This window comes from Streptomyces sp. Ac-502 (genome assembly GCF_045222935.1).
In the GTDB taxonomy this organism is placed as follows: domain Bacteria; phylum Actinomycetota; class Actinomycetes; order Streptomycetales; family Streptomycetaceae; genus Streptomyces; species Streptomyces monomycini.
On record NZ_JBHFFO010000001.1, the window covers coordinates 8,986,570 to 9,009,598 of the forward strand.

Sequence of the window (23,029 nt, forward strand, 5' to 3'; positions counted from 1 at the left end):
TCGGGCGTTCATTCCTCTGCGGTCGGTGGGGTCAGGGCAGGATCGAGTCCACGTAACCGCCGTCGACGCGCAGCGCGCCGCCCGTGGTCGCCGACGCCCGCGGTGAACCGAGGTGGACGGCCATGTTGGCGATCTCCTCGGGTGCGATGAGGCGTCGCAGCAGCGGCTGTGGGCGGTGCTTCCGCATGAACTCGCGCTGCGCAGCGTCCCACGGAAGATCGCGGTCGACCAACTGATATACGAAGTCCTCGACACCGCCGGTGTGCGTCGGCCCGGCGATCACGGAATGGACGGTGACGCCCGTCCCGGCGGCCTCCTTGGCGAAGCCCCGCGCGACGGCCAGCAGGGACGTCTTGGACATCCCGTGATGAATCATCTCGGCGGACACCACGACCGCGGAGTCACGGGCGATGTTCCGCACGCGTCCCCAGCCGCGTTCCTTCATGCCCGGCAGGTACAGCCGGATTAGCCGGACGGCGCTGAGCACGCGACGCCGGCCACGGTGGCGCCGGGCACCGCGTCGCGCGGTTGTCCGGCGGCCTCGTCGAGCCGTCCGGAGTGGCGCCCCGTCAGCACTACGTCCGCCCCCGACCGTGCGAGGTCGGTCGCGATGGCGTGGCCGATGCCCTGGGACGAACCCGTCACCACGGCCGTCCGGCCGGAGAGATCGATGCGCCTGCCCGGGCTCCCTTCGCCGGTGCGTCGCTGTCGGTACGTCGGCTGCCGGCATCGCGTGTGCCGCGCGTCCGGTGTGCGGGACGCGCGGGACGCGGGGTGTGCTGTGAGGCGTGTGATGTATCTCCTTCTCCGTGACGCATGGAGTGCCGGGAGGCGGGTAGCTGCCGCGATGCATGAAGGCGATCATGTGACGAAAGGGGAAAACGATGTTGTTGGCGCACCCGGTGGTGTTGGGTAACCTCGTCGAGCAGTAAGAGACACTGCGGGTGCTGCGTGCTGAGGACGGCAGTCCTGAGCTGCGCGGGAGGATGGAAGATCTCGCCTACTCGCTGTGCGTTTCCACCGGAACGAAGGATGTTGATGCGGCACTGGTCGCGGCCAGGCACCGGCTGCCCGGCACAGGCGTACGGGAGGACTCCCTCCTCACCGCCTGACTCGCGCTCCGCCCGCAGTTCCGGCGTCGTTGTAGTTTCCGCACACGCACTCCCGCCGCGGGCGGGGGACGGTGCGGCTGAATGGTTCGAGGACTGACCCCACATGACCGCTGCCCGCCTGCCCGCCGGCCCACCGATCTACGAAAGCCTCATCGAGGAGCACGGCGACGTCCTGGCGCAGGTGCGCCAGCTGGCCAAGGAGACGGAGCGCGAGGCCAACGAACTGTTGGACTGGAGCGAGCTCCGCGCGGGCCGGGACTGACCGCCGGCCGGTGAACGGGCCGCCTCCTCCGGGGCGGCTGACCGCTGAACGGCCCGCCCCGGCGCGGCTCCGCTCAGGCCCTGCCGCTCTCGTGCGGCGGCGCCGGCCGGGGCTGCAGGCGGCGGGCCAACTGGTCGAGTGCCTCCACGGTCGCCAGGCTGGTCTGCACATGGTGCAGGGACTGGGCGAGACAGGTGTGGGCGCCCGCCACGGTGTCGTGCGCGTGGTCCCGGATCTGGCCGATCAGGTTCTCCAGCATGTCCAGCGACGCGAAGAGGTCGGCTAGGGCTGAGCGGTTGGCCTCGGTCAGCCGCACCGCGTACGGGTCCGAGCGCCGGCTCGCGTCGGAGGGGGCGCCGCTAGGAACATCAGGGGAAACGCCGGAAGGCACACCAGAGGGCACGTCGGAGGGCACGTCGGCGGAAAGAGGACGCCCGTTCCAGCACGGCGTCACGGTCGGCTCCTGCGGCCAGCTCGGCATGGGCGGTCCTCGGGTGTCTGTCGGGGTACGGGCGGGCCGCCGCGGCCGCCCCGGCCGTGCGCGCCGGAGCGGTGCGGGGACCGCGCGCCGGGTGTCGCGTCCCGCCCTCGTACGGCGCTCGAAGTCGTCCGGTCGCACTCGGAATTACAGCACGCGGCCGCCGGCCGCGTTGTCTCACTCTGAGACGGTACGGCGGCAACGCCCCTGATCGCGGCGGGCTTTCGGGCCGGAGCGGGGGAATGCCGCACACGGTGGGGCGATTGAGGCCGCTCGCGGGGATCGCGGTTCGGCCCCCGGGGCATGTCTGCAACCATGGATTTCCGGCAGTCCCCCGACCAGGCGGTCATGCGGGCACGAGAGCGGATGCTCAGCCGTGCTCCGGAGACGTCCGCGGCGGCACGCGGACCGGACGGGCGCGGCACGGCCGGCTCCGCCGCTGCCGCCGGCCCGCCCGCTTCCTCCCACCCCTCCTCGGGCGCGGCGGCCCCCGGCGTGCCGCGCCCCCGGATCCGGGAAGCGGTCCTCTCCTCCTGGAGACGCTGCCGCCTGCACGCGGTGGACTCCGACCACCTGCACGTCCCGCACGTGGAGCAGCACATCGACTGGGACAGCCGCCTCCTGTCCGCCGCGGCGCCGGTCCTCGACCGCGTCGAGCAACTCCTCGCCGACTGCACGGCCGGCGTCGTCCTCGCGGACTCCGCGGCCCGGGTCCTGTACCGCCGGGGCGGCGACACGGCTGTCGTGCGCCTGATGGACCGGGTGCACCTCGCCCCCGGATTCAGCTACGCGGAGGAGGCCGTCGGCACCAACGGCATCGGCACCGCACTCGCCGAACGACGCCTGAGCACCGTCTTCGGCGCCGAGCACTTCGCCGAGCCCTTGCAGCGCGCCGCGTGCGCCGGCATCCCCGTACGCAACCCGCTCACCGGACGGCAGGAAGGCGCCGTCAACCTGACGTGCCTGCGGCAGGACGCCTCCCCGCTGATGGCCGCGGTGGTACGGCAGGCCGCCGCCGACATCGAGGAGCGGCTGCTGGACCGGTACTCCGGCAAGGAGCGCGCCGCCCTGGACGCGTTCCTCGCCGCGGGCCGGCGCACCAGCGGCCCGGTGCTCCTGGTGACGCCCACCCTGCGGACGGCCAACACCGAGGCGGTCCGCCTCCTGGAGCCGCAGGACCTGCGCCAGGCGGGCGCGCTCGCCGCCGACCTGCTGGCCGCACCGGCGGCGAGCCGCCGGCAGCGCGTGGACGTGTCGCTGCGCCTGGCGTCCGGCACCGACGTACGGGTCCGCTGCACCCTGATCGGCCCGCCCGACCGGCCGATCGGCTGTGTCGTCGGCCTGACGACGGGGGAGGGCGGGGCCCCCGCCACGGCGGACCGTACCCCCGGCGCGCGCACCGGCTCGCAGCCGCCCCCGGCGCCCCTTCCGGCGCTGGCCGGCCGCTCGCCGTCCTGGCGCTCCGCGAGCCGCGACGTCGCGTCCGCCTGCCGGCAGCGGCTGCCGACCCGTGTGGTGGGCGAGGCCGGGGTGGGCAAACTGGCCCTGGTGCGCGCCGCCCACCACTGGGTACGCCCCCGGAAACGGCTGTACGTCATGGACCTGACGTCCCATCAGCACCTCCCTGACCTCCTGGCCCGCGCCGAAGAGGCACTCCGGGACGAGGACGGCACGGTGGTGCTCCAGCACCTGGAAGCGGTGAACCGGGACCTGATGTCCCGGCTGGAGACGCTGCTCACCGGAGCGCGGCGCAGCCGCGGTACCGGCCCGTGGGTCGTCGGCCTGTACACGGCCCCCGGACAGGGACCCGCCCTGGCCGCCACCCCGACGGGCGCCGCGCCCCCGGCGCTGGACAGCGCCGTCTTCCCGTGCACCGTGGCCGTGGCGCCGCTGCGTTACCGGCCCGAGGACATCCGTGACCTCGTCCCCGCGCTGCTGGCCCGGCACGACCGCGGCGGCACCGTGTCCTGCACCCCGGCGGCGATGCAGGTCCTCACCCGCTGCGACTGGCCGGGCAACGTACGGCACTTGAGCCGGGTCCTCCAACAGGCGGCGCGCGGGCGACGGCAGGCCGACCTGCAACCGCACGACCTCGCACCGGAGTGCCACAGTTCCTGCCGCCGCACTCTCACTCCCTGGGAGGCCGCCGAACGCGACGCGATCGTAAGGGCGTTGCACGACGCCGCCGGCAACCGCGACGTGGCGGCCCGGCAACTGGGCATCTCCCGGGCCACCATCTACCGCAAGATCCGCCTCTACGGTGTCACCGTGGCATCCGCGCGAGCCCGCTGATGCGGTGCACGCCACCGGAAGCCGGCACCCTCTCACGGCTGCGCCGCCTCCGGCCGCCGGGTGGCCACCGCGCCGGCCGACGCGGCCGCGATGCAGCCGATCGCGGCCCACTGTGCCGCCGTGAGCCACTCGTCCAGCAGGAGCAGACCGGCGAGGCCCGCCACCACCGGCTCCAAACTCTGCAGCACCCCCGCGACCCGGACCGGCAGCCGCCGCAGCGCCGCCAGTTCCAGGGAGTAGGGCACCACCGAGGACAGGACCGCCACGCCGAGCGCCACGGCGAGGACCGGCGGACGGCCCAGCCGCGCTCCGCCGTCCTCCAGCAGGCCGCAGGGGACGGTGAGCACGGCCGCCCAGGTCACCGCGAGCGCCAGCGGGCCGCCGCCGGGCAGGCGGGCGCCCACCCGTCGGCTCAGGAGCAGATACGTGCCCATGGACGCCGCTGACGCGAGCGCGAAGGCCAGACCGGCCAGGGGCAGCGAACCGGCCCGGCCCGGGGCCGAGAACAGCAGGACGCCGGCCACCGCCAGCACGCCCCACAGAGCCTCGCGCCACCGGCGCGCGGAACCGAGCGCGAGCGCCAGCGGGACCAACAGTTGGAGGGTCACGGCGACCCCCAGCGGCAGGCGGGCCATGGCCGGGTAGACCAGGTTCATACCGGCGATCGACGTGCCGAAGGCGAGGACCAGCAAGCGGTCCCCGCGCGCGGCGGGCAGCCGGGGCCGCCGCCACACGAGGAGGACCGCCGCGGCCAGGGACAGCCGCAGTGCGACCGCGCTCCACGGCCCGCCGGCCGCACCGATCAGCCCTTTGCCGAGGGCCTGCCCGAACTGCACGCTGACGACACTGCCGAGGATCAGCATCGGCGCTCGCGCGGCGTCCGCAGGCACTCGCGCCGCTTCCGTCCCGGTACTGCTTCGCCGAACCACCATGCGGCCAGCCTGCGCCCCGGTGATCGTGCGGGTCCATCGCACATTTCCGTACGGCATCGTGTTGAATCACCGCATGATTGATCTGCGGCTGCTCCAGACGCTGCGCGTCCTGCACGCCCAGGCCACGGTGACCGCCACGGCGCGCGCACTGAACCTGTCGCCGTCCGCGGTTTCCCAGCAACTGCGCCAGCTCTCCCGGCAGGTGGGCGCCGACCTCCTGGAGCGCGACGGCCGGCGGCTGCGTCTGACCGAGGCGGGCCGGGTCCTGCTCAGCCACGCCGACGCGCTGACCGCGCAGTGGGAGCGGGTACGGGCCGACCTCGGCCGGCACGACGCCGGACCGTACCGCACCCTGCGCGTCGGCGGCTTCGCGACCAGTGTGGGCTCCCTCCTGGCCCCCGCCGCGCAGGCGTTGCTGCGCGAGCCCCGGCCCGTCAGGGCGCTGCTCACCGAGACCGACACCGACAAGTGCTACCGGCAACTGCTCTCCTCAGAGATCGACATCGCCGTTCTGACACCGCTGTCCGGCAGCCCGCCCCTGGACGACGAACGGTTCGACCAGCAACCGCTGCTCGACGAGTTCCAGGACCTCGCGGTCCCGGCCGGGCACCCGTTCGCCGCCCGGGACCACATCGAACTGGCCGACGCGGCCAGGGAGGACTGGATCTCCGCCCACCACGACCAGAACCGGCTGACCCGGGCCCTGTGCACGGCGGCGGGCTTCGCCCCGCGGCTGACCCACCATGCCGACGCCTGGCACGCCGTCCTCGCGATGGTCGCCCACGGCCTCGGCGTCTGCCTCGTCCCGCGCCTGGTCCCCTGCACGGCGCACGAGGGAGTGGTACGCGTACCGGTGCACGGCGACCCCCGGCCGCTGCGCCGCGTACTGACCTGCGTACGGCGCGGCAGCCACCAGCAGGAGAGCATCGCCCGTGGACTGGCGGCGCTTCGCGCGAGTGCCGCCCGGGCCCTGGACGACTGATCTGTACGGCTGACATGAACGAACGATCCGGACGACAGCCCTGGACGGCTGACGGACGTCCGGATCACCCGCCCCCGGGCCGTCGCCGCCCGGCGCCCCCAGGGAGTCCAGCAGAGCGACGAACCGGCGGAACCGCCCGTGCGCCGCCTCGGCCGTACGGTCGACGGCGACGGCACCGAGCTTTCCGAAGCCGGGCAGGGCGCCCAGCATGTGGAGGATGACGCCCCGGCGGTCGTCGTGCCGGTAGAGCAGGCCTTCGCGGGAGGCGGCGGCGAGGACCTGCTCCGGGGTGAGCGAGCGGCAGGAGTCCCGGTGCAGGCGGTCGGAGGCGACGTAACAGCACGGTTCCCCCTCCGGGGACAGGAATTGCCCGGTGCGGGGGTCGTGGCCGCCGCCGGTCGCGCCGTGCAGGAACATGAGGGGCGCGGTGCCGCCGCCCATCCGCAGATTGATCTCCACGGCGTGGTGCCGGAATCCGGACGTCCCGCGTACCGAGACGAAGTCGACGCTGGCGATACCGACCGTCCCCGCGGCGGCGAGGGCACGGCCCGCCCGGTGGGCCAGTTCCCGCAGCTCCGGGCGGTAGTCCGCCCGGGCGGGGGAGGAGCAGCCGGTGTACGTCTGGCGCAGGGCGGCGTCGAAGAGCTGGTCCTGGGTGGAGATCACCCGCACGTCGCCGGAGGGCGACGCGTGCACCTGGGCGGACGGGGAGGTGACCTCGGCCCCGTCCAGGAACTCCTCCACGACACCGCCCATGACGTCCAGTTTCCCGGCGTAGTGCGCCCAGGTGTCGGGCGGAGTGGCGAACTCGATGCGGTCCGGGAGGACACGCCGGATCCAGCGCCCGGCGCCGCTGCCCCGAGGTGCCCCGCGGAAGGCGAACATCGCGTTGCCGCCGGCGCCGAAGCCGTCATTGAGTTTGATCATGGCGCGGTCCACGTCCGGGTGCGCCGCCCGGAGTTCGGTGAGCGCGGTGACCAGGTCGTCCCGGTCCCGTACGCCCTCGATACCGCGGGGTACGGGCACACCGGCGGACGTGAGCAAGGCGCGCGCGCCGCTCTTGGTCCCCAGGTGCGACAGGTCCGGGTCGCACGCGTACAGCGGCACGCCGAGCCGTACGGCCAGTGACCGCTCGTGCCGCGAGCCGTTGAAGGCGAGCAGGCAGGCATCCTCCGGGTCGCGCACCAGGCTTCTGATGCGGTCCATCAGGTCCGGGCGCCCGAGCATCTTCTGCGTGAGCGGGACGGGGCGGTCGTCCCCGCAGTCCAGGAGGACGAGCCTGCGCCGGGCGTCCGGGACGGACAGCGAACGGACCAGCCCGAGCGCGTAGGCGACCAGCGGTTCGGGCAGCGGCAGGCTGGTGACGTACACGAGACGACGGCGCGGGGCGCGGAGCAGGTGCAGGAAGGCGAGCAGGCGTTCCTCGTAGTGGATGATCCCGGGGACCTTGTCCATCCCGGCCTGGTCGAGCGTGAAGCTGGGCACGACCACGACGACCCCGGGCGGCCCGTCGCCCGCACGCACCCCGTCACTCCCGAACGGACCGCGCAGCCGCTCCCGCAGGTCCCGGAAAGCGGCTGCCTCGCCCGCCGGATCCATGCCGCCGTCCGCCGCGTCCAGTGCCACGATGGCACCCCTCCAGCCGTCTCGACGTCCTGGCCTTGAGCGTCAGCATGACAAACAGCGGACGGCGAGGGACGGACGCGGACGACGGCGAGGCCGACCGGGCCGGGCCCGGTCGGCCGATGCCGCCTGCCGGGGTCAGCCCTGGTCGGCTGTGATCATCTCTGCCGCCCGTTCGCCGACCACCATGGAGGGAGCCATCGTGTTGGCGACCGTCACATGGGGCAGCACCGAGGCGTCCGCGACGCGGAGGCCGTCGATGCCGTGCACCCGGAGCCGGGCGTCCACGACGGCGTCCCGGTCCCGGCCCATCCGGGCCGTGCCGCTCTGGTGCCAGTACGTCTCGACGGCGTTGCGCAGGAACAGGTCGAGCGTGTCCGCCGTGGAGGACGCGGGGGACACCTCCCGCTTGGCGAACGGGCGGAGGGCTGCGGAGTTGCCGACCTCGCGGGCCATGGCGACCGCGGCCAGGGCCGAGCGGACGTCGTCGGGGTCGGCGAAGAAATTCGTCTCGATACGCGGTCCGGCCAGCGGGTCCGAGCTCACCAGGCGGACCCGGCCACGGCTGCCGCCGCGCAGGCGCATGGCGGGCATCAGGGTGAAACACCGTTCCGGCGGCGGGTACTGGGCCGCGCTCTCGGGGGAGACGGACGGCGCGGGCGAGAGGTACATGACGAACTCCGGCGCGCCCGGCCGCGTGTCGTCGCCCCAGAAGCAGACGGCCTGGCTGCGCGTGGGCACCGGCATCGGCACGTCCTCGGCCTCCCACACGCAGGGCAGGCGTATGTGGTCGTCGAGGTTGCGGCCGACGCCGGACAGGTGCTGGACCACCGGCACACCGGCGGACCGCAGTTCGGCCTCGTCCCCGATCCCGGACCGCATGAGGGCGGCCGGGGTGCCGATCGCGCCGAGCGACAGCACCACCTCCCGCGCCGCGTGGACGCGTACCGGCCTGCCCTCGTGGACGAACTCGACGCCGGAGGCCCGGCTCCCGGAGAGCAGCACGCGGGAGACCGTCGCGTGCGGCAGGACCGTGAGGTTCGGCCGCCCCAGGAGGGGGCGACATAGCGGCTGAAGGGGGTCTGCCGGACACCCGCGTGGTAGTTCTCGTCCCGTACGGAGCAGCCGGCGTCCTTCTCCATCAGGGCGCCGTTGGCACTGTCGAACCGGGAGACGCCGGTGGCCTCGGCGCCGTCGAGGAAGGCGGTGAAGAGCGGGTGCACGTCCTGCGCCGGCTGGATGCGCATCGGCCCCCGGAGCCCCGGCGTTCGGGGTCGGGCGTGCCCTGCCAGTCCTCGATCTTCCGGTAGAGCTCCAGCACGTGCGCGTAGCCCCACCCGGCGTCGCCGGTCAGCTCGGCGTAGGAGTCCCAGTCGGTCCGGTGCCCGCGGGCCCACACACCGGCGTTGATGGCGCCGCCCCCGCCCAGGCCGCGGCCCGTCGCGTAGGCCAGCCGGCGGCCGTTCAGGTGCGGGTTCGGCTCCGTGACGCGGTCCCAGGTCCGCTCGGTGCCGAGGTTGGCCGGCCACAGGTCGGGGTTGCGCACGCGCTCGTCATCGTCGTCGCCGCCGCTCTCGACGAGCAGCACCGTGACGGCGGGGTCGGCCGCGAGCCGGCCGGCCAGGACGGAACCGGCCGAACCGGCGCCGCACACGATGTAGTCGAAGGCGGCGCCGTCGTCGACGTGGTCGGCGAGGCCGGGCCGGTGCGGTAATGCGGCGGTCGTGGCGCTGCCGTGTCCGGGCGCGTTGCTCATGCTCATCATCTCCTTGCAGCCGGGTACTGAGCGACCGGCGGTCCCCGTACCCGTTCCGCGGCCGGCGCGTCGAAACGGCCGGACCGGTCGGGCAGTTCGCCGTCGCCACCCCCAACCGCCCGGAACGATCTTCTATTCCGAGCGCCGCCGGGCCGGTCCGGCCCGTAGTTCTCTGCCGCGTCGGTGCAGGTCCTCCAGAGCGTTCAGCACAATCGTGTCCTGGTGCCACTCCAGCCACCGGCCCGCCTGGGCGGCCAGCCCCTCCAGAGCGGTGGCCTGCACCCGCGTGAGGTCTTGTCCCGGCCGGGGAGGTGGAGGGAGAACACCCCGACGACACGGCCCGCGGGCGAGAGCATCGGCATGCTGTGCGCGGTGCGGCTGCCGACCGCGAGGATCATTTCGCGGGCCGGTTCGCTGATCGCCGGATCGGTGGCGATGTCCGAGACGACGCGGACCCGGCGCCGGGCGGCGAGGGAGCAGGACGTGCCGTCCTCGACCACGGCGAAGAAGTCGAGGAACTCCTCGCTGAGCCCGCGATGGTGCGCCATCCGGAGACCGACGGCGGACTCCACCACCTGCAGATCCCCCATGGGCGCCTCGGTGAACGCCAGCGCCTGGTGCAGCACCTGCTTCAGGACGGTGCTGCGGTTGACCTTGTCCGGGCGGTGGCCGGGCAGGAACCGCAGCGGGGGAGCCGTCCGGCCGGTCCGGCCGGGGAACCACAGGCCCCGCTCGTCGTCGGGACGGGGGACGGAGACCACGGCGGACGCGAGGTTGCGCAGTTTCAGGTTGTGCTGCTGGGAGCAGTGCTTCATCAGCTCGAACGCGGTCTCCGCGTCCGGCAGCCGGTAGCGTTCCTGGAGCAGGCCCTGCGCGTGGGATATCAGCGGATGGGCGAGCAGCTTGCCCCGCAAGTCCCGTACTTCCCGGCGGAGCCGGTCGATCTCCCGCGACTCGCCGTCGGCGTCCGGCGGCATGGCGGCCGGGTCGGGACCGTGCGCCGCCGGCGGTGGGGCCATTGGCTCTTGCATGGCGATACTCTCCCTGATGAAGCCGTTCCCAGGGCGCCGCGAGCAGTCAGCGGCGGGCTGCTCGGGCGGCACCCCGATCTCTGCGAACCTAACCCATCCACCGGTGGCGCCCCGCAGGAGGCGGACATTCCGGGCGCCTTGTGGTAAGGGTCACTCGGCGCGGACGGGCGTCAGTCGACCAGTTCGCCGGACGCCATCAGCCGTGTCAGCTCCGTCCGGGAGCGGACGCCCAGTTTCCGGTAGACGCGCGTGAGATGCGCCTCGACCGTCTTGCGGGAGACGAAGAGGGAGACCGCCGCCTCGGTGTTGTTCAGGCCGCGGGCCACCGCGCGGGCCACCTGGAACTCCTGCGGCGTCAGTTGCTCCCAGACACCCTCCGGCGCGGCCGGTGCCGTCGGCGGAGCACCCGTGGCCGCCAGCTCACCGGCCGCCCGCCGCGCCCACGGCACCGCACCCAGGCTCTCGAAGCGCGCCAGCGCCGAGGAGAGCGGGGCCCGGGCGGCGGCGGGGTGGCGGTAGCGGCGCAGCAACTCCGCCTCGCACAGCAGCGTACGGGCCTGCTCGAACGGCTCCCGGATGCGCTCGTGCGCCGCGAGCGCGGTGGCGAACGCGGCCCGCGCGGCTTCGTACGACGCGGCCAGCAGACCCCGGCAGCGGGCGGCGGTGGCCTCCGCGGCCGCCAGCCCGGTGGCCCGCGCCCGTTCCTCCAGCCAGTCCGCGACCTCCCCGGCGCGGGCGGTGTTGCCCGTCCGCAGCTGCGCCTCGACGAGATCGGCCGCGCACGGCACGACCAGCGGGTTGCCCACGCCCTGCGCGGTGACCATCGCGAAGCTCTGCTCCAGCTGGTCGGCGGCGGCGCAGTGGTCACCGTGGGCCAGCGCGGCCAGCCCCAGCGCGGCGGTCAGGTGCCGCTCCAGACAGCCGATGCCGTACCCGCCGACCTCCCGCCGGGCCCGGCCGACCTGCTCCTCGCACCGCACCCGGTCGCCGCGCAGCGCGTCCAGCCGGGCGAGACACGCCAGGCTGTAGCCGACGCAGGAGATCTGGCCCAGCTCCTCCGACCAGTGCAGGGCCTCGGTGGCGTCGCCGTACCCGGCGTTCCAGTGGCCGACCCGGGCCTCCAGATCGCTGCGTACGGCCAGCGTGAACGGCAGGACGCCGGGCGCGCTGTGCCGGCGGGCCGACTCCACGGCGGAGTTGAGCAGCCGGCGGCTGCGGTCGCGGTCCTCGACCCAGTTCCACGCCTGCCCGGCCAGCGCGTACAACTGCTGGTTGCGTACGGGATCGCCCGTGCAGTGCCCGTCGGCGGCGCCCAGCATGGCCACGCCCCGGCCGATCTGCCCGGAGACCGCCAGCGCCGAGCCGAGCAGGGCCATGCTCAGCCAGCGGTCCGGCCCCGACTCGGAGGCCAGGCGGAACGAATCTTCGGCGGTCCGCACGGCGGCGGCCACCCGGCCGTCCATGCTGGCGGGCACCACTGCCTCGGCGAGCAGGACACACGCCCGTACGGCATCGGTGCGGCAGACGGTGCGCGCGGCCTCGGCGAGGAGTTCGTAGGCGCGCGCGGGCTCACCGTTCCAGGTGTGGATGCGCCCCAACAGCAGCTCGATGTCGGCGCGCACGGAGGGCTCCGTGGTCGTACGCAGCGCTTCCTCGCACCACTGGGAACTGGACGCCGAGCCGCCCAGGAAGGCGTCGGACGCGGCGCGGTGCAGCAGGTCCGCGCGCGCTGCCCGGTCTTCGGTCAGCTCCGCAGCACGCCGCCAGGTCAGCGCCGACTCCTCGAACGCACTGCGCCTGCGGGCCTCTTCCGCCGCCTCCGCCAGGGCGGCGGCGGCCTGAGCGTCGGGGCCGGTGGCGGCGGCCGCCCGGTACCACGCGTGCAGCGGGCCGCGCGTGACCTGCGCGAGGGCGCCGAACGCGGCGAGCCGGTGCGCCAGCGGCGCCCGCCCGAGCACCAGCGGGCGCAGCACCGGATGCCGGAAGTCCAGCCCGTCACCGGTCGACGTCACCAGGCCGTCCTCCTCGGCCGGGCACAGGGCCGACAGCGACAGGCCGAGCACCCCCAGCGCCTCGCACAGCCCGGCCAGCGCGGTCGACCGGTGCGCGGCGAGTACGGTGAGGGCCTGCCGGGTGGCCTCGGGGAGCGCGTTGATCCGGGCCGACCAGGCGCGCTCCAGATGCCGCCCCAGCGACGGCGGGTCGTGCATCGGCTCCTCGCCCCGCGCCTGTTCCGGGGTGAGGGAGCGGGCGGCCTCCAGCAGGGCCAGCGGATTGCCACCACTGATCTTCACCAGGTCCGCCTCCACCGCCGGCGCCGTCACGACGCCCGCCCGCCGCAGCAGCTCCCCGCACTCGCTCCGCGACAGCCCCGTCACCTCGACGGACGGCAGGCTGTGCGGCGCGCCCGGCTCGCCGGGCTCCTCGCGCGAGGTGAACGCGAGCGCCACCCGCTCACCCGCCACCCGCCGCGCGACGAACAGCAGCACCCGCTGGGAGGACGGGTCGACCCACTGCAGATCGTCCACGAGCACCGCCACCGGCTTCTTCTCGCCGAGCGCGGCCAGCACGTTCAGCGCGCCCATGCAGGCCGCGTACGGGTTGGCCAGCGGCTCCCCCGACAGGGCCAGGCACGATTCCAGCGCCGCGCGCTGCACCCCGGGGAGTTCCCTGAATTCCACACCGAACGGGAGCAACAGGTCGGCGAGCACCGCGAACGGCAGGACCGTCTCCGACTCGATGCCCCGGGCCCGCAGCGCGGCGTCCCCGGCCTGCTCGGCGGCGTACTCCAGCAGCGCCGTCTTGCCCACGCCGGGCTCGCCCCACAGCAGTAACGCCGCGCCCCCGTCCGCCCCGGCGGCCAGCAGGTCGTCGAGGAGACGGCGTTCGCGCCCGCGGCCCACGAGGCCCGGGCCCGCCGGGCGGGGGAGCCGGGACGAGCCGGTGGTCCGTCGCCTGCCGTCCATGTCGCCCCCCGGGCGCTCGCATGTCCCGTGTGCGGCCCGTACTCCGGCGCCGGGACCATCATGCTCCCCGGGCAGCGCCCCTGAAGGGCCTCGCACATTCTTCGGGCACATGTGGGGACCTCCCCGAAGCGGCCATGCCGTACGAGGAGTTGAGTGGGGGCACGCGCGGACACGGAGAACAACGGGGGGCGCGTCATGAGAGGCTCCGCAGGGCCCGTTCCTCGGCTGGACACGGTCGAGATCAAGGCCACGTTCTCCGGCGCGCGGGCGGAGGTGGCCGCCGAGGCTCTGGCACCGGACGACGGGGGCGTCTGGTGCCAGGTCTTCTTCTGCGAAGGCCCCCGCCACCGCCACCCGGGCGAACTGCCGCTGCTGGAGGCCGGCGTGATCCTGCGCCTGCGGTCCCGCCAGGGGAAGAAGGGCGACGCCACGGCCAGACTCCGGCCCTGCCGCCGGGCCCGCGTCCCCGCCCACTGGCTGGACTACCACCGGCACGGTGACGACGAACTCCGCCTGGAGAGCGACTGGGCGGGGGAGCGCCAGGTCCTCTCGGCCTCCCTCACCCGTACCCGGGACCGCCAGGACATCGACGCGGTGGCCTCCGGGCACCGCCCGCTGCACACCGCCTTCTCCACCGCCCAGGAACGCTTCCTCGCCGACTGCGCGGACCGCGCCGTCGACTTCCGGGAGCTGACCGTGTACGGGCCGGTGCGCGCCCAGCGCTGGCGCGACGTCCGCCGCCGGCACCACGAACTGACCGTCGAACGCTGGTCACTGACCCCGCCCACCGGACCGCCGCTGGACTGGCTGGAGGTCTCCGAGCGGGTGGAGCCGGAGGGCTCCGAGGTCGTCCGGGCGTCGCTGCTGGCCCTGCTGCGGCAGCTGGACCTGGAGCCGGACCTCGAACAGGAGAGCAAGACCCGGCGCGTCCTGGAGGCGCTGACCAGGGACGCGTGAGGGCACGCGGGGGAGGTGGGCAGCAGGGGGCCGCCGTTCCGCCCGGCGTGTTCGAGGTCCGGGGCCAGCGGGTGGTCATGCGTACGACACCGCCCGGCCGGGCCGACGCCACGTCGGCCAGCGGCTCTCCGGCACACGGGAACCACCGGCACCACCGGCAGCCCCTACGGGCCGACGCACCGACTGGACAAGGAGGCCGTCATGGCCTATCCGCAAGGTCCGCCCGGCGAGGACTGGGGCGGCAAGACACCCTCGACCGGACCGTCCCGGCCATCGCCCGACGGGCCCCCACCGCCGCCGCGGTACCAGCCCCAGTACCCGTCCCAGCATCAGCACCAGCCGCAGTACGGCCCCGGACACCAGCAGTACGCCAGGCCGCCCCAGACCTGTCTGATCCCGGCGATCCTGGTGACGCTCTTCTGCTTCCTGCCCACCGGCATCGCGGCCATCGTCTTCGCCACCCAGGTCAACGCCAAGGCCGGCGCCGGTGACCGGGCCGGCGCCGAACAGGCGTCGAAGAAGGCCAAGCTGTGGACGTTCACCAGCCTCGGGATCGGCCTCGTCGGCGGCCTCATCGTCGTCCTCTCCAACGCCGCGGGCGGCGGCTACTGACCGTGCCCGCGCCGGACCGCGCCCGGCACCGGACGCGCGAAGCCTGGCCCGGCGCCCTGCTGTTCGCCGCCCTGCCCGTGCTCGTGGCCGTCCGCGATCCCGAAACCCCGGGCCACTACCCCAGCTGTCCCCTCCGCTCCGCGACCGGCCTCCTCTGCCCCGGCTGCGGCACCATACGGGCGCTGCGCGACCTCACCCAGGGCGACGTGGCCGCCGCCCTGGCCCACGACGCGCTCTTCGTCGCCGCCCTGCACCTGGCCCTGTTCTCCGGCTGCGCGCGGTCCGCGGTCGACCGCCGGTCCTGACCTCGGTGTGGGCGGGCGTGGCGGCCGTGGGGGTGCTGTTCCTCCGGGGCGTTCCGCGCAACTGCGGATGACCGGTGCGCGAGGGCTGGGGAGGTGCGGGACACCCCTCCGTGGGGCTGACAGCGGCAGACAGGTGATATCCCGCGCGCCTGGTGCGCCCGCGCGGGAGATGCGGGCAGCTTCCTGGTGTCCGGTCCACCAGCGAGGTGCAGGAGTTCCATGACGACGACGGCCGACGACGCGGCGGGAGAGAAGAGCCCGCACCCGGCGGGGGAAGCGGGCATCAGTTTCGCGCGCCCACCGTCCGACGGGACGGAGGAAGCGGCTCGGCGCGCGGTGCTGCGGGCCACGGACCACCTGCTGGCCCGGCAGCATAACGAGGGCTGGTGGAAGGAACTCTTCACCACGGACGTGAGCTACGACGCCCACGACCTGTTCCTGCGGCATCTGCTGGGCATCCTGGACGAGCGGGTGGCCGCCGCGAGCGGCCGGTGGATCCGCTCGCAGCAGAGCGCGGACGGCTCCTGGCCCCTGGTCTTCGACGGCGCGGGGCACCTGGGCACCACCGTGCAGGCGTACGTGGCGCTGCGGCTCGCCGGGCACGGACCGGACGAGGAGCACATGTCCCGGTGTGCGACATGGGTGCGCGAGCAGGGCGGCGTCGGGGCCGTTCAGCTGGAACCCCGCATCTGGCTCGCCATGCTCGGCCTGTGGAGCTGGGACGACCTGCCCGAGATCCCGCCGGAGATCATTGCCCTGCCCAAGTGGGCGCCCATGAACATCTATTCCTTCGGCTACGCGATGCGCCAGGCGCTCGTGTCCCTCAGCGTCATCAGCGCGCACCGGCCCGTGCGACCGGCTTCCTTCGGCATCGACGAACTCCTCGCCCTGTCCGACGGCTCGGACGCCGCCGCCCGTACGCCGACGCCCGTCACCAGCTGGGCAGGTGTCTTCCAGCGCGCGAACACCGTGCTGCGCGCGTACCGCAGAGTCGTGCCCCGCCCGGTGCGCAGGCTCGCGACGAACGCGTGTGCCCGCTGGCTTGTCGACCGGCAGGAGGCGGACGGCAGCTGGGGAGCGTGCACGCCGATCACCACATGGGTGGTTCTCGCTCTGCACCTGCACGGTTACCCGTCGGACCACCCGGTGCTCAAGGCCGCCATCGGCTACCTGGACGCATGCGCCTTGCGGCCCGAGGACGGCGTACGGAGACTGCAGACCGTGCACAGCCCGGTCTGGGACACCTGCCTGTGCGCCAACGCACTGCTCGACGCCGGGCTGGCCCCCGGCCATCCCGCGCTGGTCGCGGCCGCCGACTGGCTGCTCACCCGGCAGACCAGCCGGACCGGTGACTGGGCCGTACGGCGGCCCCACCTCGCTCCTGGAGGCTGGGCCTTCGAATTCGAGAACCAGAACTATCCCGACAACGACGACACCGCCGAGGCGGTCCTCGCGCTGCGCCGCATCGGCCATCCGGACCGGCCACGCGTCGACGACGCGGTGGGCAAGGCGGTGCGCTGGAGTCTCGGTATGCAGAGCGGGAACGGCGGATGGGGCGCCTTCGACGCCGACAACACCAGCACCCTGCCCAGCAAGCTCCCCTTCTTCGACTTCGGCGAGTACTGCGCCGACCCGCCCGTCGCCGATGTCACCGGCCACGTGGTGGAGATGCTGGCAGCTCTCGGCATGCGGCGTGATCCCCGCACCCGGCACGCCGTGGGCTGGCTGCTCGGGCAGCAGGAGGACAACGGCGCGTGGTTCGGGCGCTTCGGAGTGCATCATGTGTACGGCACCGGCTGTGTGCTCCCGGCCCTCGTCGCCGCCGGGGTCCCCCGGGACCACCCCGCCGTCCGGCGCGCTGTCGCCTGGCTGTCGTCCGTGCAGAACGAGGACGGCGGCTGGGGTGAGGACTGGGCGGCGTACACCGATCCGGCGTGCGTCGGCCTTGGTGTGTCCACCCCTTCGCAGACCGCCTGGGCGCTGCTGGCGCTGCTCGCCGCGGGCGAGCGGGACAGCGCCGAGGCGCGGTCCGGGATCCGCTGGCTGACCGGTCGGCAGACGGATGCGGGTACCTGGGAGGAGCCGCAGTTCACCGGCACTCTCATGCCCGGGACCGTGGCCTGCCACTACGGGGCCTACAGCCATGTCTTCCCCCTCATGGCCCTGGGCCGTTACGCCCAGCACCACGATCCGGAGGACGCCTGCTAACGAGACCGCCGCAGGGAGGCCCGCACGGCCGCCTCCGGCGGACCGGCCGCGGTCACCGGTGCGGGCACCCCGGTGGCCGCGGCGCCCACCGCGCAGTGGGAGCGCGTACGGAGGTGGAAGACGAGCAGGGCCGAAGCGCTGGTCGCGGCGGCCCAGGCGAGCGAAAGCAGGCTGTGGGACCAGGGGGTGCCGGAGGTGAACGCGGCGGCCAGCGTCAGCTGGTTCGCGCCGTACAGGGGCAGTACTTCGAGACCGGACAGGTCGACCACCGTGAAGACCGGGTTCTGCAGGCCGGTGTCGACCAGGCTGAGCATGATGACGAGGAAGAAGCCCTCCAGCTCACCACGGACCAGCGATCCCAGCAGCAGGCCGATGCCGCCGTACGCGAGGCCGGCGCCGCAGAGGCCGAGGGCCACCGGGCCCAACTGCCGTACGGACACCGAGGTCCCGAGCACGGCCACGGTGTACAGGGCCAGGAGAGCGGCGATGAGGGCGACGGCGGTGACCTTCGCCAGCAGCATCGGGACGCGGGGGTAGCCGGCCAGCAGCAGCCGGCGATCCACCTCCCCGGCCTTGAACGTCTCCATGAACGTCACGAAACCGGTGACCAGGGTGACGGCGGCGAGCGCGTTGACGACCTGGCTGACGTGGCTCGCCTGCGCGGCGGCTTCCGTGCCGAGGGAATCCAGGGGGAAACGCACCTCCTGGTCCGAAGCGCACAGGCGGGCCACGGCGATCCACCCGGGAATGAAGGCGACCGCCAGGAGCAGGGCCATGCGGTTGCGCAGCTGGCCGAGGAGCGTGCAGTGCAGCATCTCGGCGAACGCCGCCGGGTACGGCCTCATCGGGCGGTCTCCTCGGTTTCCAGGCGGCCTTCGCGCAGGTGGCGGACCGCGTCGAAGTGGTGCAGGTCGTGCAGCAGGTGCGAGACCACGACGATCGAGCGGCCCGCGTCGCGCAGGCGGGCCGCCAGCGCCCAGAAGCGCTGGTGGGTGTCCCAGTCGAAGCCCTGGTACGGCTCGTCCAGCACCAGCAGCTGCGGATCGTGCATCAGGGCGATCAGCAGGTTCAGCTTCTGCCGTGTCCCTCCGCTGAGCTCCCCGTCCGCCGGCGCCCGCAGTGGGCGAACCCCAGTACGTCCATCAGCTCGTGGGCCCGCGCCAGCGACGGCAGTCGGTAGGCCACCTGGAACAGCCGCAGATGCTGCAGGACGGTGAACGACTCGTTCAGCACCGCCTGCTGCGGGCAGTACCCCACCGCCCCGGCGCGCACCACCGTGCCCCGGTCGGGTGTCAGCTGCCCCACCGCGATGCGCAGCAGCGTGCTCTTGCCCGCGCCGTTCTCGCCGACCACACCGACCAGGGCCCCGGGTGGTACGTCGAGGTCGGCGCCGCACAACACCTGCCTGCGGCCGTACGCCTTCCAGACGCCCTCGATGCGCAGCCGTGACTGCCGTTGCGTGACCTCTGACGGCACATGGGCCCTTTCGTCAGCGAAGTGTGTAGATCGAGGCGGCGAGGGCGAAGGTGTACCACTGCTCCACCAGGCGGTAGCTGCGCTGGTCCTGCTCCGGGCCGCGCAGGAGCAGCACCCTGGCCGCCAGGAGCAGGCTCAGGCCGCAGAGAAGGACGTCGGTGGCCACGAGCCACCAGTGCCGGCCGGCGGGCGCCATCAGGAAGTGGTGGATGAACACGGGGCCGACGGCGAAACCGGCGCACAGGAAGATCCGGGTGGGCAGTTCGCCGAAGACCAGCGGCATGGTGGAGCGGCGGACCGCGCGGTCACCGTGCATGTCGCGCAGGTCCTGAACGGACATCAGGAAGGTCACCGTGATCGTCAGCGTCCAGATCCAGCGCCAGGCGTCCGGCGTGAGTCCGGTGACGATCTCCCACGCGGCCGCCAACTGGGCGATCACCCCGATCCCGGCGTACAGGTTCCTGCCCAGCCAGTGGCGGCCCCAACCGTACTCGTGCTGAAGCAGGGAGAGGATCTGCCACATCAGCGCCCATTTCAGGACGCCCAGGCAGTAGCCGTAGACGGGGAAGGCGACCCGGACGGCGATCAGGCGCAGTTGGGCGCCCCGAACGGTGCTCTCACCGGTGACCAGCGGCCGGAAAGGCTTGTTGAGGCGGTCCTCCTCGACGCCGACCAGCTGGTTGGCCAGGGTGTGCTCGTAGATGAACAGCCAGAAGTACACCGCTCCCAGAGCCACGGTGACCCCGGCACCGGGCAGGGACAGCCGCGAGTGCACGGTGGCCGCCGCGACGAAGCAGGTGCCGGGGAAGATCGTGGTCCAGCGGTCGACGCGGATGAACAGCCAGCTCAGGCGGATCTCCCGCCAGACGGTCTGCGCCACCGCCGTGGGTGCGCTCGTCGTCGGGGTCGTCATGGGGCGGCTCCGTACTGGTCGGGCAGCGGTTCCCGGTCCGCTCGGCTGGCGGTGCCGTCGGCGGCCGGGGCCGCCGCACTCATGCCGTGCGGTGGACGGCCGCCTCCGCGACGGCCCTGAGCGTGCGCACCGCGCTGCGGGTGAAGGGCGCCACGTCCAGGACGTCCAGCGCCTGCCGGTACCGTTCCGCGATCATCCGCTCGACGTCGGCCCGGGCTCCGGTGCTCGTGAGGATGTCGCGGACCTCCGCGGCGCCCGGCTCGTCCAGCTCGGGGTCGCCGAGCAGCGCGCGCAGCCGGTCGGCCTGCGCGGGAGCGGCGGCCCGCAGCGCGCGGACGACGAGGCTGGTGCACTTGCCCTCACGCAGGTCGTCCAGGTGCGACTTGCCCATCCGGTCCGGGTCGCCGAACACCCCGAGCACGTCGTCCCGGAGCTGGAACGCCTCGCCCAGGGGCACACCGTAGGCGCTGCAGGCGTCCAGGACCTGCTGGCCCGCGCCGGCCAGGGCGGCGCCGACCTGCAAGGGCCGTTCGATGGTGTACTTGGCGGTCTTGTAGCGGACGACGGTCAGCGCCGTCTCCATGCTCACGTCGAGGTCGCCGGTGGTCAGCAGGTCCAGGTGCTGGCCTGCGATCAGTTCGGCCCGCGCGAGGTCGACGATGCGCAGTACGGCGACGCGGTGGGCGTCGGGCATGGGCGTGGTGTGCAGCAGTTCGTCGGACCAGACGAGGGCGAGGTCGCCCACCAGAATGGCGCCACTGGTGCCGAAACGGTCCGCCATTTCCGGCAGCGGATGCCGGTCGGCCAGCAGCCGGTGGACCGAGGGGCGTCCGCGACGGCTGTCGGCCGCGTCCATGATGTCGTCGTGGACGAGGGCGCAGGCGTGCGCCAATTCGATGGAGGCGGCCAGTCTGACGGCCTGCGCGGGGTCTCCTCGCCGCCCGCGGCCCGCCAACCGGCCACGCACAGCAGCGGGCGGACCCGCTTGCCCCCGTCGATGAAGTCGCGCAGCAGGAGGACGAGCGCCGACTGGCCGGGGACCGCGGAGGCCTGCGCCCTCTCCGTCAGGAACGAGGACAGCAGGTCGTCGATGGCGGCGCGGGGGGCGAAGAACTCGGACTCGACCGGAAGCGTCTCAGTACGCATCGGAAGGGCGCGTCTCCGCTCCGAGGGCCGACTCGGGCGGGTGCCCGACCAGGTGCGGACCGCTGCCGGCCGGGCCGGGCCGTCGCCGGGCCCCCGGATCTCCGTGGCTGCGGCGAGCACGGCCCGAAAGGACCGAAGCCGGCGGGGTCTGGGCCGGCCGAACGCGCTGTTTGTTCATTCATCCAATCCTTCGGTCAACTTCGGCCCGTGCTTCCGAACGAAACGTGGGCTTAGTTGATGTACACCGAAGTCCAAGGAAATCATGCCTGTACGGCCGGTTTTTACCTATTTGTAGTAACCGTTTGGCGGAAAAAGGTTCAGGCGGTCGCGCCCAGCCCCTCGCCCAGCGCGGCGATCGCCTCGGGGGAGTGGCCCGCCGCGCGCAGCGGGGCCCGTACGTCGTGTTCCAGGTCGGGGAGGTAGCCGAGGAGCACGTCGGCGGGGCCGTGGATACGGACGCCGGAGACCGTCGCGGCGGGCAGCAGAAGCGTTTCGGCCGGGCCGAGGGTCTCCCGTACCGCTCCGCAGGTCACCTCCGTCGCCGCACCGATGTTGCTGAGCACCACGCACGTGTCGAACGCCGGCACGGCGTCGCCCGGCGCCCGTACACGCCAGTTCTCCAGCGCGAAGTACGGCCCGGCGCACAGCATCCGGCGCTCCACCCCGCCCTCCGCCGGCAGCCGCAGCCCGGCGTGGAAGTCCGGGCGGTGCTCCGGCTTCCACTCGCACAGCAGCGCCTCGACGTTGGCGCGCCACTGCGCGTCGTCGATCGGCGCGCCGTCCTCCATCCGGTGGCGCATCGCGTGCTGTTGCAGGTCGGAGGTCTGCTCGATCTCGTAGACGAGGGTGTCGGGGCCAAAGCTGTGCGGGGTGCCGCCCGGGACGTACAGGGTCTGGCCCGAGCGTACGGGCAGGCGCCGCAGCACGGCGTCGAAGTCCTGGTCGAGCAGCGCCTGCCGCAGCCGGTCGTGGTCCACGCCCGGCCGTACCCCGGCCAGCGCCGTGCTGCCGGGCGGCGCGTACAGGATGTGCCACGCCTCCGTCTTGCCGTTCGGCTCGCCCTCCCGCTCACGGGCCGCCGTGTCGTCGGGGTGCAGATGGACCGGCAGGGGCCGGTGCGCGTCGATGAACTTCGTCAGCAGCGGGAACCGGGAGCCGCGCCAGCCGCGCCCGACCAGCTCGTCGGGGTGGCTCAGGGCCAGCTCCCGCAGGGTGTGACCGGCCAGCGCCCCGTTCAGGACGTGGGAGTGTTCCCCCTCGACATCACTGACCTCCCACGTCTCCGCCACCGGCCCGTCGGGCAGCCCGGTCCGGCCGAGCCGTTCGGGCACGGCCCGGCCGCCGAAGACGTGCTGCTTGACCGGTGTGGTCAGCCGCATCGGATACCAGTTCATCGTTCGAGTACACCCCTGCTTTCCGCGCGTCCGGATTCATTACGCCGACCACTGGCGCGCCCCGGGCCGGTCGTACGGGCGGGCGCGGCGGCGCGGCGTGGCGCATGGCGGCGGGTGCCCGGCGCGGACCGGCCGAATCCCGCCCTTCGTCGGCGCGAGGATTTCCGCCCGTATGAAATCGGGCTGTTTACCGGTCGGGCCTACGGGCACGCGACTGACTGTCAAGGAAACGGCTCGACCGAAAAGGAGCGCGACCATGACCGCCGAGAAGAAGACTTCCACGAAGGCCGAGCGCGCCAAGGGCGCGGTCAAGGAGAACGTCGGCCGTGCGGTCGGCAACGAACGCATGACGGCGGAGGGCCGCGCGGAACGCGCCAAGGGCGACATACGCGAGGCGGGCGAGAAGGCCAAGGACGCCTTCAAGCGGTGACATCACCGGCGTGACCCTGCCCTTTTCCGGGGCAGCCGCTCCGATGTGACCCTTTGTGCCCCTGGGTGATTGTCAGCGCGACCCTCCGAAAAGCGTGCGGGTATGCGCATACCCATCAGAGTTCCGGGCGGTGGCCCGGCGGAATTCCCGCCGG

At 73.4% G+C, this 23,029-nt stretch carries 19 protein-coding genes and 3 pseudogenes; 9 read left to right on the forward strand and 13 right to left on the reverse strand.

All coding sequences use genetic code 11. From position 1 onward, the window contains the following. Window positions 1–31: 31 nt before the first annotated feature. Window positions 32–672, reverse strand: a pseudogene (locus tag ACEXOX_RS40895) (SDR family NAD(P)-dependent oxidoreductase). Between the two features lie 266 nt (window positions 673–938). Between ACEXOX_RS40895 and ACEXOX_RS40900 the strand changes: the two are divergent. Beyond that, complete coding sequence (locus ACEXOX_RS40900) at window positions 939–1,112, forward strand: DUF5133 domain-containing protein (RefSeq protein WP_406526634.1); 174 nt, start codon at window positions 939–941, stop codon at window positions 1,110–1,112. Between the two features lie 103 nt (window positions 1,113–1,215). Next, a complete protein-coding gene (locus tag ACEXOX_RS40905; protein WP_167745392.1) occupies window positions 1,216–1,374 on the forward strand; it encodes a hypothetical protein in 159 nt (52 codons plus the stop codon). A 73-nt stretch (window positions 1,375–1,447) separates the two neighbouring features. On the opposite strand, the gene ACEXOX_RS40910 is transcribed toward ACEXOX_RS40905, so the two are convergent. Then, window positions 1,448–1,855, reverse strand: a complete 408-nt coding sequence (locus ACEXOX_RS40910; protein ID WP_406525739.1) for a hypothetical protein — start codon at window positions 1,853–1,855, stop codon at window positions 1,448–1,450. A gap of 300 nt (window positions 1,856–2,155) precedes the next feature. Here ACEXOX_RS40910 and ACEXOX_RS40915 point away from each other — a divergent pair, with 300 nt between their 5' ends. Then, the gene (locus ACEXOX_RS40915) at window positions 2,156–4,144 is read left to right on the forward strand and encodes a sigma-54-dependent Fis family transcriptional regulator (protein ID WP_406525740.1); all 1,989 of its coding nucleotides are present in this window, start codon (window positions 2,156–2,158) and stop codon (window positions 4,142–4,144) included. A 32-nt stretch (window positions 4,145–4,176) separates the two neighbouring features. On the opposite strand, the gene ACEXOX_RS40920 is transcribed toward ACEXOX_RS40915, so the two are convergent. Next, window positions 4,177–5,034, reverse strand: a complete 858-nt coding sequence (locus ACEXOX_RS40920; RefSeq protein ID WP_406525741.1) for an EamA family transporter — start codon at window positions 5,032–5,034, stop codon at window positions 4,177–4,179. 115 nt (window positions 5,035–5,149) lie between these two features. Between ACEXOX_RS40920 and ACEXOX_RS40925 the strand changes: the two genes are divergently transcribed. Next, entirely contained in the window at window positions 5,150–6,058 is a 909-nt protein-coding gene (locus tag ACEXOX_RS40925; RefSeq protein WP_406525742.1) for a LysR family transcriptional regulator, read from the forward strand. Between the two features lie 138 nt (window positions 6,059–6,196). Here ACEXOX_RS40925 and ACEXOX_RS40930 read toward each other — a convergent pair. From ACEXOX_RS40930 to ACEXOX_RS40950, 5 genes and pseudogenes are all read right to left on the reverse strand, one after another. After that, window positions 6,197–7,657 (reverse strand): annotated as a pseudogene (locus ACEXOX_RS40930) (peptide ligase PGM1-related protein); the annotation flags it as partial. A gap of 162 nt (window positions 7,658–7,819) precedes the next feature. Then, entirely contained in the window at window positions 7,820–8,806 is a 987-nt protein-coding gene (locus tag ACEXOX_RS40935) for a GMC family oxidoreductase (RefSeq protein ID WP_406526635.1), read from the reverse strand. A 16-nt stretch (window positions 8,807–8,822) separates the two neighbouring features. After that, a complete protein-coding gene (locus ACEXOX_RS40940) occupies window positions 8,823–9,437 on the reverse strand; it encodes a GMC family oxidoreductase N-terminal domain-containing protein (RefSeq protein ID WP_406525743.1) in 615 nt (204 codons plus the stop codon). Between the two features lie 203 nt (window positions 9,438–9,640). Then, window positions 9,641–10,468 (reverse strand): ANTAR domain-containing protein, encoded by an 828-nt coding sequence (locus tag ACEXOX_RS40945; RefSeq protein ID WP_406525744.1) that lies wholly within the window; start codon window positions 10,466–10,468, stop codon window positions 9,641–9,643. A gap of 170 nt (window positions 10,469–10,638) precedes the next feature. After that, window positions 10,639–13,434, reverse strand: coding sequence for an AAA family ATPase (locus ACEXOX_RS40950; protein ID WP_406525745.1), 2,796 nt, complete (start codon window positions 13,432–13,434; stop codon window positions 10,639–10,641). A 195-nt stretch (window positions 13,435–13,629) separates the two neighbouring features. On the opposite strand from ACEXOX_RS40950, the gene ACEXOX_RS40955 reads away from it, so the two are divergent. The 4 genes from ACEXOX_RS40955 (at window position 13,630) to shc (ending at window position 17,516) form a co-directional block, all read left to right on the forward strand. Next, a complete protein-coding gene (locus ACEXOX_RS40955; RefSeq protein WP_406525746.1) occupies window positions 13,630–14,391 on the forward strand; it encodes a hypothetical protein in 762 nt (253 codons plus the stop codon). A 201-nt stretch (window positions 14,392–14,592) separates the two neighbouring features. Next, window positions 14,593–15,003 carry a CD225/dispanin family protein gene (locus ACEXOX_RS40960; RefSeq protein WP_406525747.1) on the forward strand — a complete coding sequence of 137 codons (411 nt, stop codon included), beginning with the start codon at window positions 14,593–14,595 and terminating at the stop codon, window positions 15,001–15,003. Between the two features lie 2 nt (window positions 15,004–15,005). Next, a complete protein-coding gene (locus tag ACEXOX_RS40965) occupies window positions 15,006–15,308 on the forward strand; it encodes a DUF2752 domain-containing protein (protein ID WP_406525748.1) in 303 nt (100 codons plus the stop codon). Window positions 15,309–15,527: 219 nt separating this feature from the next. Continuing rightward, on the forward strand, window positions 15,528–17,516 hold the full coding sequence (shc, locus tag ACEXOX_RS40970; protein WP_406525749.1) for a squalene--hopene cyclase: 1,989 nt from the start codon (window positions 15,528–15,530) through the stop codon (window positions 17,514–17,516). Here the strand turns inward: shc and ACEXOX_RS40975 are convergent. The 5 genes and pseudogenes from ACEXOX_RS40975 to ACEXOX_RS40995 form a co-directional block, all read right to left on the reverse strand. Then, window positions 17,513–18,361 carry a hypothetical protein gene (locus ACEXOX_RS40975; protein ID WP_406525750.1) on the reverse strand — a complete coding sequence of 283 codons (849 nt, stop codon included), beginning with the start codon at window positions 18,359–18,361 and terminating at the stop codon, window positions 17,513–17,515. The two genes, shc and ACEXOX_RS40975, sit on opposite strands and share 4 nt — an antisense overlap. Continuing rightward, a pseudogene (locus ACEXOX_RS40980) lies at window positions 18,358–18,959 on the reverse strand (ATP-binding cassette domain-containing protein). The gene ACEXOX_RS40975 and the pseudogene ACEXOX_RS40980 overlap by 4 nt, the downstream one beginning before the upstream one ends. 46 nt (window positions 18,960–19,005) lie before the next feature. Then, window positions 19,006–19,905, reverse strand: coding sequence for a UbiA family prenyltransferase (locus tag ACEXOX_RS40985; RefSeq protein ID WP_406525751.1), 900 nt, complete (start codon window positions 19,903–19,905; stop codon window positions 19,006–19,008). A gap of 79 nt (window positions 19,906–19,984) precedes the next feature. Further along, the gene (locus tag ACEXOX_RS40990; protein WP_406525752.1) at window positions 19,985–20,872 is read right to left on the reverse strand and encodes a polyprenyl synthetase family protein; all 888 of its coding nucleotides are present in this window, start codon (window positions 20,870–20,872) and stop codon (window positions 19,985–19,987) included. Window positions 20,873–21,368: 496 nt separating this feature from the next. Then, entirely contained in the window at window positions 21,369–22,445 is a 1,077-nt protein-coding gene (locus ACEXOX_RS40995) for a type I phosphomannose isomerase catalytic subunit (RefSeq protein WP_406525753.1), read from the reverse strand. Window positions 22,446–22,701: 256 nt separating this feature from the next. On the opposite strand from ACEXOX_RS40995, the gene ACEXOX_RS41000 reads away from it, so the two are divergent. After that, the gene (locus tag ACEXOX_RS41000; RefSeq protein WP_031000187.1) at window positions 22,702–22,875 is read left to right on the forward strand and encodes a CsbD family protein; all 174 of its coding nucleotides are present in this window, start codon (window positions 22,702–22,704) and stop codon (window positions 22,873–22,875) included. Window positions 22,876–23,029: the final 154 nt, after the last annotated feature.